Annotated in this window: 9 protein-coding genes; 5 read left to right on the top strand and 4 right to left on the bottom strand. The window is 30.9% G+C overall.

Annotated features, from left to right (window positions below; genetic code table 11):
- The first annotated feature begins 138 nt into the window (after positions 1–138).
- The gene (locus C1I91_RS15530) at positions 139–453 is read left to right on the top strand and encodes an Hpt domain-containing protein (protein WP_128213675.1); all 315 of its coding nucleotides are present in this window, start codon (positions 139–141) and stop codon (positions 451–453) included.
- A gap of 49 nt (positions 454–502) precedes the next feature.
- Complete coding sequence (locus C1I91_RS15525) at positions 503–1087, top strand: response regulator (protein WP_128213674.1); 585 nt, start codon at positions 503–505, stop codon at positions 1085–1087.
- Positions 1088–1286: 199 nt separating this feature from the next.
- Here C1I91_RS15525 and C1I91_RS15520 read toward each other — a convergent pair whose 3' ends face one another.
- The 4 genes from C1I91_RS15520 to C1I91_RS15505 are packed head-to-tail and all read right to left on the bottom strand — an operon-like array spanning position 1287 to position 5706.
- Positions 1287–2171, bottom strand: coding sequence for a glycosyltransferase family 2 protein (locus C1I91_RS15520; protein WP_128213673.1), 885 nt, complete (start codon positions 2169–2171; stop codon positions 1287–1289).
- Positions 2172–2175: 4 nt separating this feature from the next.
- Positions 2176–3315, bottom strand: a complete 1140-nt coding sequence (locus C1I91_RS15515; RefSeq protein WP_238475793.1) for a glycosyltransferase family 4 protein — start codon at positions 3313–3315, stop codon at positions 2176–2178.
- A 29-nt stretch (positions 3316–3344) separates the two neighbouring features.
- Positions 3345–4559 carry an oligosaccharide flippase family protein gene (locus C1I91_RS29785; protein ID WP_420808477.1) on the bottom strand — a complete coding sequence of 405 codons (1215 nt, stop codon included), beginning with the start codon at positions 4557–4559 and terminating at the stop codon, positions 3345–3347.
- A gap of 10 nt (positions 4560–4569) precedes the next feature.
- Positions 4570–5706: a glycosyltransferase gene (locus tag C1I91_RS15505; RefSeq protein ID WP_128213670.1), complete on the bottom strand. Its 1137-nt coding sequence runs from the start codon at positions 5704–5706 to the stop codon at positions 4570–4572.
- 114 nt (positions 5707–5820) lie between these two features.
- Between C1I91_RS15505 and C1I91_RS15500 the strand changes: the two genes are divergently transcribed.
- The 3 genes from C1I91_RS15500 to C1I91_RS15490 are packed head-to-tail and all read left to right on the top strand — an operon-like array spanning position 5821 to position 11834.
- Positions 5821–6912 (top strand): hypothetical protein, encoded by a 1092-nt coding sequence (locus C1I91_RS15500; protein WP_128213669.1) that lies wholly within the window; start codon positions 5821–5823, stop codon positions 6910–6912.
- On the top strand, positions 6881–11446 hold the full coding sequence (locus tag C1I91_RS15495) for a hypothetical protein (RefSeq protein ID WP_205694218.1): 4566 nt from the start codon (positions 6881–6883) through the stop codon (positions 11444–11446). The genes C1I91_RS15500 and C1I91_RS15495 overlap by 32 nt, the downstream gene beginning before the upstream one ends.
- A 4-nt stretch (positions 11447–11450) precedes the next feature.
- Positions 11451–11834, top strand: a complete 384-nt coding sequence (locus tag C1I91_RS15490; RefSeq protein ID WP_128213668.1) for a response regulator transcription factor — start codon at positions 11451–11453, stop codon at positions 11832–11834.
- Positions 11835–11873 lie beyond the last annotated feature (39 nt).

Below are 11873 nucleotides of genomic sequence, written 5' to 3'. Positions count from 1 at the left end.
TGAATAGTGTATCCATATTGTTGGTAATAATATATTTAGTAGCATATTTAACAGTATATAATTACGTTAATTCTTATAAAATTAAGTTTATGATGTTTATAACAAAAGATCCAGACTATTAATTAACAGGAGAAGGATATGAATATAACAGAAAAGGACTTAGTAGTTGAGGTTAAAGAGAAATACAGGGATCTTGTACCTATATTTTTAAATGCTAGATTATCAGATGTGGAAAAGCTAGAGGTCGCAGTTGAATTTTCTGATTTTGAGACTGTAGGGTTAATAGGTCATTCTATTCACGGAGCTGGTGGAAGTTACGGTTTTCAGTTCGCTTCAAAACTAGGCGAAGAGCTTGAGGCAGCTGCGGCTAGAGAGAATAGTACCGAAATAATAGCCATAATAAACTCATTAAGAGAATATCTTGCATCTGTAAAAGTTACATATATAGATTGATGCATCTAAAAATATATTATGTGTTCATGGATAAAGAAGGTGATATACTATGAAAAAATCCATTTTATTTGTAGACGACCAAGATGAAATATTACTTCTGCTTAAAAGGATGTTTCAAGAAGAAGATTATAACTTGTATTTTGCAAATGGCGGTCCTCAAGCAATTGAATTGTTAAAGCACAATAGCATAGATATTTTAGTAACTGACCTAAGGATGCCTGGGATGAGTGGGCTTGAGGTATTGAAGATTGTAAAAACTCAATATCCTGAAATAGTTAGAATAGTACTTTCTGGTTTTTCTCAGATTCCTTCTATAATAGAAGCCATAAATAGTGGGGATATCTTTAAGTATATAACCAAACCTTGGAAGGTAGATGAAGATGCTAAGAAAATAATAAAGGAAGCCTCTGATTATTCTGATTATCTTAAGTCTAAAAACACATCAGCTTCTGATAACTTTAATATAAAAAAAGAAGACTTTTTACAACTATTAAGATTTTTGCCTAATCCTTATATTTTTATAGAAAATAATGATGAAGCCTATAGTGAAAATATAAGAAAATTAGAAGAGAATAACATAGAAAAAGAAATTCTAATAGGTGATAGCTACAAATTATTGATTCTAAGAAAATAACTAGTTTTGCTTTATGAAAATTATAGTTTTTAGCTAAACATAGCAATGATAGCGTCACCAACCCTTTACCAAATATAGATTTATAAATTGAATTAATAAAATCCATGGATAAAGAAAAAGTTGATCTGCTTTTTTACCCATGGATTTTATTTTAGGATATATTTAATGACAATATTGAAATTAAACTGATAGCAAATAATCATTTCTTCTTAAACTTTGAACAAAGGATTTCATAAACGCCTATTATGCTTAAACAAAGATACATATAAAACATCCCTATAGTTAGTAAAGGGTGCTTTATATATCTCTTGAGATTATCCTTTCTATATAATACAGGTCTAAAAAAATACCATCTTTGAAGTGCTTTAAGAAAGCCACCTTCTTCAGTCGATAGAGTCTTATCCATAACAGAAAAATAATATCTTTTTTTGGCGATTATATTTTTCAAGGTTACATGCTTTTCATTATGATACATTCCAGTAAACTGAGCTCTTTTAATTAAACCACCTTTTTCAATAAACCTTATAGTAGGCTGTGTTTCCTCAAAGGCTATCTGATTTATGTTTATTCCACCAGTGCTATTGTAAGCATCTATTCTCCAAAACCTAGCTGCTTCAATTGAGTTTTTTCCTAAGTTCTCTCCTGCATTATTTATTGTATTTCTTTCAAATACCTTTACCTTAGAGTAAAAGTTATTGTAGTCAGAATAGGCTATTTCAGGGATAACAAGTGCTCCTACCTCTGGATGATCGCTAAAATATGTTATAACTTCTTTGAGTAAATGCTCCTTTAAAACCATATCAGAATCTATAATAAATAGAAATTTAGTACCTAGCTTCTTAGCTTTTTCGATTGCTTTAGCTCTAGCAATACCTCTCTCTCCATGAGGCAGTGGGATTAGATAAAAGTTGTCATAAACCGAAGCGGTTTTATTTAATACTTCTATAGTATTATCAGTTGAACCGTCGTCAGAGACTATTACATCAAAATTATCATAATCCTGTTCCAAACAACTTTTTAGACAGGACTGGACATATTCTGAACTATTGTAGGTTGAAAATATAATGCTGACCTTTTCATTCATACTTTCATCCCTTCCTTACTACTTCCATAAAGTCCTCAAAAGCTTTTGCTGTATTTCTCCAATGAAATTTTAGTGAAAACTCATAAGCTCTATTTCTATACTGTTCATACTCATCTTTATTTATAATAACTCTCTCCATAAATTCAGCTAAAGACAGCACATTGTTTTTTTCACAGAGATATCCTGCCTTTCCAAAGTCAACAGCATCTACTATACCTGGAGAGTTATAAGTTATACTTGGAGTACCTACTGCAGCAGCTTCCGTTACAATCAGTCCCCAACCTTCTCTTTGAGATGGAAACAACAGGGCATGTGAGCGACTCATAAGTTCTAATTTTTTTTCTGCACTTACAAAGCCAAAGAAAGTAACATCCTTATTCTCTCCCTCATCTCCATAGGAAAGTTTTTCTCTATCCAAGATAGGCTTTAGTCTTTCAGCTATATAGTTTTCGTTTTTCTTACCAACAATCCACAACTTGGCTGAGGAATAAATGGTTTTTAAAAGCGCAAAGGCTTTTATAGAGTCATCAATTCCTTTATATTTCGCAAATCTTCCTACATATATGAAGGTAGGCACAGTCTCCTTAGCTAAAAAATCTTCTTTTTTTACATGTTCAAACTCAATTCCTTCAGGTAATATATACACTTTATTAGGGTTAAAGCCTACATCAATAAGATCATTTTTAGTGGATTGTGATACGGTTATGGTGTAGTCGTTTTTGGATAATCTTAAAAGAGCATCCTCAGTATGATAACCAGCAATATTTAGTGGAAACTTAGTATTTATGTGCCAGATTTCTCTTGTAAGTTGATGGATAAAGAAGATTCTCTTCTTATCTTCAACCCAGAATCTAGTGAAAAATCTATGAGTATTGCACTGATCCACTACAAAATCTATGGTGCTTCTATTCAGTCTATAAAACTTAATAGCTTCAAGTATACTAGTGAGTTCATTACCTTTTCTTAGATATAATATGTTATCTATGATTTCCTCTTCTTTTGCTCCTTCGAACATAGGTGAAAAGTGAATTATTCTATATTTAGAATGATCGATACGCTTAAGCATTTCATGAGTATAAACCTCTGCACCACCTTTTTTAGGTGCATTTATATCTCTCCAAGATAGAAATAATATAGTAATCATTGATGAATCGGGCTCCGTATACATACAATCTACTCCTTTAACTCTTTTGTTAATCTCGCTATCAAAAATATAAACATCAAAAGGTAACATAGAATCTGAATAAATATAATTGATAATATGCTTTCATGATGCAATAAAAATAGTAGCAGCATGAATACTGATGTTATTAATAAATAAAGAAGATAGCGCTTTTTCTCTAAAACAATAAAAACATTTATGGCTAAAAAACAAGATACTAAAAAGATATAAGCTATACAGCTAAAAAATAAATAATTTGCAGCCTCTTCGTACTTGGTGCTGAAAAAAATAGAAACTGTATAGGGGAGTATGAAGTAATAGCCTAAAAGGGCTATTAACGATAATAGGGCAAATAATAAAAATGCCTTTTTAACGATACTCCTTAATTTTATCTTGTCATTATAGTTTGCACTAAAGGTTGGTATAAATACGGTTATTATACTAAAGGATGTAGCAAGTATAAGTTGGCTGTACTTCTGAATAACAGCATATATTCCTGATACCTGAGGTAGAAAATAGTTTATGATTAGCATATCTATACTTGTAAAAAAATAGATAAAGAAATTGGCTATATAAATGGATATCGATTGATTAAATATTTGTCGTACAGAAGTTTTTATTGAATGATCTACGGATATAAACTTTTTCATTTTTGAGTTTGTTAAAAAGCCGTAAAAAAAAGAAAATACCATTCCAAGCAATATGGATATCAAGGCAATATGTACGTTTTTTCTATAACTAAAGAGCCAAAATATAGCTATAAGTTTTACGAAGGTTTCTATATAGAAGCTTATATTTAAATGTAAATATTGATGGTTTCCTTGAAAAATCCCTCTAAATATACTCAAATATAAATTGAAGGCAAATATAACTATTAAAAATAATAAGGAAACATAGTCACTCCTAAGAAATCTCACAATTGGTTTAGCTAAAATTAAAGTACCTAACAATATAGGTAATAAAAAATATAATGTTGATAAATAAATGCTTTTAAAAGTATCAGCAGAGTAGTGACCTGAGGATACCTTTTTAGCTGTTAAGGTTTGAAATGAAATACCTAGTACAAATAATATTGCAGAAAAAGAAAGCAGGGAATTAATAGTTCCATACTGCTGTGGTAAGAGGTTCCAACTCAAATATAACTGAAAAAAATAATTCACTACGTTTAAAGCTATATCTAAAAAGGGGAAAATAATATTCTGTCTTTTTTTTATAAATCTCACCATGTGTAACATATTAGATTTTCCTTAAGGAGATATTTCGATGATTTTTATATATCTTAAAGATAGATTTTACAAAATGAATAGAATCTCTTACTATGTCTACGTGAGAACCTTCCATATCAATGCATCTAACTGGAAGCTGAAGTACTCTAAAGTTCATTCTCTTTGCCAAGTACACAAGCTCCAAATCGATTGCAAGTTCCGTTTCTGCATGAAGATAGGGAAGTATATATTGGGCAGCCACTGAATTTACCGCTTTAAGTCCAGTCTGTGAGTCATATACCCCCTTTGGAAGCATCGGTTTTGTCATTAGGCGTTTGAAAAAGCTTACGAACCTTCTTATAGGAGGTCTTTTTTCTGCAGTCATATCCTTTGTAGCAACTATAATATCATAGTAGCCGGCTTTAATAATATTTATCATCTTAGCTATATCTTCTATTTCAAAGGAGTTATCAGCATCTACAAAAACAAGGATTTCAGAGCGTATACTTTTTATTCCCTCAATATATGTTCCTGCTTTTCTTGTATTAACTTTCAGCTCATGGGAAGAAATTGTGCTTCTTTGTTTGATGTAATTTGTTTCTAGAAGATCATTGTCTATAAGTTTCTTTACCAAATCTTCTGTGTTATCCTTGCTTCCATCATTAATAAAGTATAGTGATGCGTTTATAAAGCCTTCCTCAAGTAAAACCTTTAACTTCTTCACAAATTCATATACATTATTGAATCTGCTAGCTTCGTTGTATACTGGAAGAACTATGGCTATATCAGTTTTTTCACTAGGATACTCAGGGTGTAACAGGCTTTGAATATATTCTAATATTTCATCTGAGTCACTGGCACGATAGTTTAAAGATCTTATTTGGCCATAACCTTCAATGTTTCTAAAGTATGTAAAATCTTTTGCTTCATCTAGGGTGCTGAGCAGTAATAATGGCATACTAGGCACTATATTTCTTATTTTATTTGCATAATTTATGGTATCTTCTGTATCCTTTAGATCTAATAAAATCATAGAATAATCATCCAAAAGGGTTGTTTCAATTTCACTACAATTTATAGTTTTATGAGAGTAAAAATCTATAGTATGTTCATAATCTATGTTTCTAAAATAATCGGAAATTATTAAAATGCTGTCATTATTAGTCATGTATAAATCTCCTTTCTCTAAATAATAATATACGTCGAAGAGCAATTATAATTCATTGAAAATATTAGAAAAGACACTATTAAAATACTGTATTGAAATTCTGAGGAGATAAAAATGAAAAAAACATATCATTACAAAAATATAATGTATATGATTTTTGCTGCCGGTATACCTATTATTCTATTCGTTATATTATTCTTATTTAGATTTAGAGGTTATTTTATCTCTGCTGCGGATACTAATCTTCAAAGCCTTAGAGATGAAAAAATTAACCTTATTAAAGAACACTATTCCAAGGTAGAGGAAAAGCAAGAGATATACTCTCAAACAATTGCTTTATCAATTTTAGGAGGAAAGGGAGAGCTTGTTAACGGGTGGGATTTTAATTCCTATGACAAAAATTCAGAGATTAAAAATATCTATGTCTTTGATACAAGCTATAATCTTATATACAAAAAGAACTCTGATCCTGACGTTATAAATGCAGCAGATACCTTAAAACAATATAAGTTTAAGGAGCCTTTTATATTAAGTGATTTTTTTACTACAAGTTCACAAAACTATCAATATCTATATTATAAGATTTCTAATAAGTCAGGAGCTCTTGGATACACTGTTTTTAAAATAGATAGTTCTCAAATACAATTGCTATTAAAAAACTCAAAACAATTAGGTGTAAAGATATATAACAACAAATTTCAAGTAGTTTGTGATACAGATGTTAAAAACATCAATAAGACTGAAATAACTCCTATTACCAAGAAGGCTTTGGATGGAAACACTGATATTGAAGCTTATGAAGGATATAGATATGCTTACAGTTTTATAGATTTAAACGGAGTAGCCTTGTATATAGCAGCCTATAATAGTGAAAAAAATATATTAGGTACAGTAAACAATATTAGGACCTTTATATTATTTGTTATAATACTTACCTTTATAGCTATCTTTGTTCTAGGCTGGAAGGCAGCTAGAAATCTAAAAGAAGCTATAGAAGATGAATTAAATAATATAGAAAATAATACTTCTCTCCATATAGATGAATTAAGTAAAAAAGCTAATAAAGTTCTGAAACATATTACAGACATAGAAAACTTATATGAACCTTTGTCAAAATTAAGAGAAGATTTAAATGAATTTGAAGATGAAGTAAGAAAGGAAGGATTACATATCAATGAAAAAGATAAACCTGAAGGAAAAACTTAAAGATTTAATCTATATTTACAGATATGATATCTTTTCATTGGTCATGATGTTGTTTTTGATTTTATGGTTCTTGCAACCCTTATTTGATAAAGGTCATGTGGTTTTTAGTGATATGGCTTTTGGCTTTACATCAGGCAGATACATGGAGGAGATTTTTGGAGTATGGAATGAACGTTGGAGTACAACTACCTTACTTAATATTCCTAGACTGCTTTATATTCTCCCTCCTTATATATTATCTAAGATATTTAACTATAGTGGTCCGGTACTGCTAAAAAGCTTTATAATCATCTTGATTTTAAACTCAGCAATTTCTATGTATCTATTTTCTAAAAGAATAATAAGTATTTATTTTTCAAAGGAATTTAACTTCTTTAAAATATTTGCTCTGCTAACTGGCGCAATATTTTATGCTCTTAACCCTTGGGTAATTTATAGAATACAGCATATCTACCTATTATGTGGATACAGCTTATTTCCTTTAGTTCTTATGTTTTTCTTCAACTTGTTTGATCCTAAGTTTCAAGCTCAGCTAATTCCTAATTATGAGGTTAGTAACATTAAGCTCTACAAAAGAAATGTTATTGATATCTTTATGATAAGCATAATATTTACCATCAGTGCTGGAGGGATTCACTACTTCTTTTACGGACTTATTTTTCTATTCGTAATCGGTATGTTATTACTAATGAAGCAAACTATTATATTTGTTAGAAGTAAAGAATTTAAGCGTTTGAAAAGAGTTTATCTCAACTTTGCCTTAAAGATCTTTACTTTTGGCACAGTATTTTGCTTCTTTAGCTTTTATTGGCTTTCTATGTACTTTGGCAGTATCCTTTTTAAGGCACAAGCCTCTCAGCATAATATTAATGTTGTGGATACACTTTCACTTTTTAGTAGATATAGCACTCCAGTAAAAGTACTTTATCTAGTAAGCTATTGGTGGCCCATGTTCAATATAGAAAAGCTACCAATTACATTCTATATGGGTGGGGCTGTACTTATATTTTATATACTCTATGCCATGGTGTTTAGAGCATATAAAGAGAATATAATTTTATTCTTTACCATATTATCACTTTTATTTGTATTGCTTTCTACTGGTGTAACCTTGCCGCTTTTCGCTGATTACTTTGTGATAATAGTAACTAAAGTGCCTATAATAGGATCAATGTTTAGAGATCCAAATAAGTTCGTAGGGTTAATGGCTGTAGGCTTTAGTTTGCTACTAACTTTTGGTGTAGAAGCTGTATTGCACAAGCTTGAAGCTAATATATATAACAGCATATTGAAAGGCTCCTTAGTTCTAGGAGTCATAGGAAGCTTCTGGCTTTATATTAATCCATTTTATCAAAACTTCATACAAGGCTTTTATCATCCTGTAGAAATCCCTAAGGAATATCTTGAAGTGCAAAAGCACTTTATTGACAAGGATAGGTTTGATAGCAAGGTTCTATACATGCCTATAGCTGATAACATGACTCAGAGTAATACTGGTGTAGCTACACCTTTTTGGAATAAGAATCCTAATATAACAGGTATGGAAAAAGCTACAGGGGACATACAAGTATATACTTCCCAAAAGAATACAATATTTCATCACGAAGGCAATATACCAAGCATTACTTACTATCTTAACTTTCTTCAATACGTTATGGATAGAGGAATTAGTAGTAATATAGGTACCTTAGTAAGCAATTTTGGTATAAATGAGCTTGCTTATCATAAGGAATATGTTGGTCAAGAGGAAAGACAGGAATTCAACAAAAAGCTTCTAGAATTGCAGGAAGGCCTATCAAAGAAATATGAAGATGATATCTTTTCTTTATATAAAGTACCTAAGCCAATTCCCTATATGTATCAAGTTCCAAAAAAGCTATATACCCCTTACGGACTTTCTAGGTTAGAAACCTATAATAGTATACCTAACTTCAACTTTAAGGATATTGGTGTAATATTCTCAAGTATAGAACCTAAGAGTTATATTACCAGTGCAAACAAAGGTGACTACATTGAAGCAGTTAATATGAGAGATTTACTGCTTTCTAATTTACCTAATGACAATTACATAAAGCCATTTGAATTTATAGATTCAGCTAACCCCTTTTTAAAATGGGCAAAAACCTTGCCACAGAACAATGAATGGTTATGGTTCTTATCCTCACAGGGAATACAAAACTTCCCCTTTGATTTTGATCAATCTTCTGGTATAGGTGTAACCTTTGCTAGTAGTAAGCTAAATGTGTTGCCTTATAGAATGAAAAGTATAAAAGGAAAGCTAGTAGCTGATTTTAATTCTTTGCTAAGGACAGAAAAGTTTTTCGTACCAGACAACCCACAATTTTTTAATGTTCAAGCTGCACCGATGACTGATGTAAATGCTATTCCAATGCTTTATGGACAGATAGCTAGTGGAGACCCTAAAAATATATGGCAGGTAGCCAAATCTGGACTTCTTGAAGCAAAGGAGAATAATCCTTACCAGTTTAATATAGCTGTATCAGGCAGAGGTGTAAACAAGATGCACATAAAGGTTAGATTTTTTGATGACAACATGAAGGAATTAGGAATTAGCTATGTTGTCGCACCTACTGAGTCTGTAAACTTTGATGCGGTAAACTTTTTTGGTGAGTACATATCTCCCTTTGGTTCTAAATACATGAGAATAGATATATTAAGTTATCAAATGCCTGAGCAGAGAACTTATTGGTGGATACATGACATGAAGCTTTTTGATCTTGAGGAATATAAAGCTCCTAATGAGTTTATAATGAAGAAAAAGTTTGATACTGATACAAAAGCCCATGTGTACGGAAGAGTTCTAAGCTCCAAAGTAGGAGGTAACTTAAAAATATCTTTTCCTAAGGATAGAAGTGTTATAAACACTAAAGACATAAGCCTAAATCAATTCACTTGGATAGATTTAGGTATACATTCCTTCGATAAAGGTGAAAATAACATAGCTGTAGAAAATGTCTCTGGCTTTAATGCAGTTAATGTTTTTGCCATTATTCCAGAGGAAGATTTTGAAAGAACTATTTTCCCAGTAAAAAAAGCAGTAGAAAGATCAAAAATATTCGCAAGCCTAGAAGCTGAAAATGATTTTTCTTATAGTGGAAATCTACAATCTGAGAGAGCTTATCCCAGTTTGAGTTTTGGAAAAGGAATTAGTTCGCAAAGTGGATCATTATCTAGAGATATAGAAGTATTAAAGGATGGAATTTATTCCTTGGCCTTAAATATCAACGGATATCCCTTAAATAATGGGAGAATAATCGTGGATATAATTAATAAATATAGTGGAGAAGCAACAAACAGAATTATCGAAACTAATTCTTTTAAGTTAAAAACTGAAAAAGCAGCTACAATGATAGACTACAATCCACTAAGCAAAGGCTATCCTTATACTATAGATAAACTATCAGATACCTTGCAATATTATTATAGAGTTGATCTCAAAAATATGTTTTTTAGCAGTGGAGACTATACTATTAAGCTAACCTTTGACAGTAAAGTACCTTCAGTAAGTACCTTTTCTGATTTTCATAAATTTGATGTTAGTGAGGTTAAGCTTCCACCTTTTATTGCGGATATTTTTCAAGAAGATTGCTCTGACTGTGATAGAGTTACAAAGGATATGATGAATAATAAAATCACCAGTGGAGTTATGAGAATAGATTATGAAAAGACTTGTTCCTGTGATTGGTACGTATATGCCTCAAATAAAATAAAGGTAAATCCTAAGGAAGAGTATCTAGTTAATGTAGAAGCGCGTTCAGAGAACATTAGAAAGAGACATATGAAGGTGATATTTTTAGATGATGACATGAACGTTATAGATGTTACTTATATAAATGAGGTAGAAGAAAAAGATAAAGCAAAATGGAACAAATATGAGCAGATAATTAAGGTTCCTGAAAAAGCTACCTTAATGCAATATCATATATTAGCTAGAGGTGAAAAGCTAAGTAATGGATACTTAGAACTTAAGAATTTTAGTATTATACCTTACAATCACATGCTTTTAGTAGATAATGTGATTTTTTACGAAGGAACAGACCTAGATAACTTTTTTAATATATCAGAAAAAAAGGTTGAAGAAGTTAATTATGAAAAAATAGATAGGATGAAAAGAAGGTTTAAGGTAAGCAATCCTGCTAAAGAAAGGGTTTTGCTTAATTACTGCGAATCACCAAATCCCGTTTGGCAAATAGATTTTGGCGAAAAACAAAGAGGAACCATGATTTTAAATGGAGTAACAACTGGATTTATAGTTAATGAAAGCGGTGAGGGAACAACTAAAGTCATTTTAAGAGAATTATACTATTTTGGTCTTCTAGTTTTCTTTTTAGGTTTTGTTGTTACTTTTGTGATTTATGAATTTTATACCACCGAAAATAGTGATAATAACTTAAAGAAGTTAACAGTAAGTATAAGAACTAAGGTTAAAAATGCTACTTATAGCTTTAAGAAGCTACTTGTGAAAATCATAGATAAAGTTGATGTTAATAGATTTAAAAGAAACAGAAGGTGAATATATGAGAAAAATACTTATAGCAGATGATGAAATTTCACTTAGATTTCTTATATCGGAAACCCTTGATGACGATGATAGTGAAATATATCAAGCTAAGGATGGTCAAGAAGCTCTAGAATTGGTATATGAAAAGAAGCCTGATTTATTGATATTAGATGTTATGATGCCAAAGCTAACAGGCTATGAAGTCATAGAAAAGCTTGGCACCGATAAAGGAAATATGAAGATAATGCTATTAACTGCCAAAGCTCAACTTTCAGATAGGGAAAAAGCTATGGAAAGCGGGGCAGATTACTTCTTGACAAAGCCCTTTAGCCCAATGGAATTGCTTGATAAAGTGGATAATATTTTTCAACTACACTCTAAAAAAGAAGAGGAGCTTTGAAAATAGATTTCGGATTAAAGTGGTACATATTTAATACAT

The sequence above is a fragment of the Clostridium manihotivorum genome (assembly GCF_004015185.1).
Classification (GTDB): domain Bacteria; phylum Bacillota; class Clostridia; order Clostridiales; family Clostridiaceae; genus Clostridium_AR; species Clostridium_AR manihotivorum.
Note: the sequence above shows the minus strand (reverse complement) of the source record. Positions and strands in the feature narration are given on the sequence as shown.

Excerpts from the sequence above, each read along its gene's own strand:
- C1I91_RS15530 (WP_128213675.1), top strand. The coding sequence starts at position 139 with ATGAATATAACAGAAAAGGACTTAGTAGTTGAGGTTAAAGAGAAATAC.
- C1I91_RS15525 (WP_128213674.1), top strand. The coding sequence starts at position 503 with ATGAAAAAATCCATTTTATTTGTAGACGACCAAGATGAAATATTACTT.
- C1I91_RS15520 (WP_128213673.1), bottom strand. The coding sequence starts at position 2,171 with ATGAATGAAAAGGTCAGCATTATATTTTCAACCTACAATAGTTCAGAA.
- C1I91_RS15515 (WP_238475793.1), bottom strand. The coding sequence starts at position 3,315 with ATGATTACTATATTATTTCTATCTTGGAGAGATATAAATGCACCTAAA.
- C1I91_RS29785 (WP_420808477.1), bottom strand. The coding sequence starts at position 4,559 with ATGGTGAGATTTATAAAAAAAAGACAGAATATTATTTTCCCCTTTTTA.
- C1I91_RS15505 (WP_128213670.1), bottom strand. The coding sequence starts at position 5,706 with ATGACTAATAATGACAGCATTTTAATAATTTCCGATTATTTTAGAAAC.
- C1I91_RS15500 (WP_128213669.1), top strand. The coding sequence starts at position 5,821 with ATGAAAAAAACATATCATTACAAAAATATAATGTATATGATTTTTGCT.
- C1I91_RS15495 (WP_205694218.1), top strand. The coding sequence starts at position 6,881 with ATGAAAAAGATAAACCTGAAGGAAAAACTTAAAGATTTAATCTATATT.
- C1I91_RS15490 (WP_128213668.1), top strand. The coding sequence starts at position 11,451 with ATGAGAAAAATACTTATAGCAGATGATGAAATTTCACTTAGATTTCTT.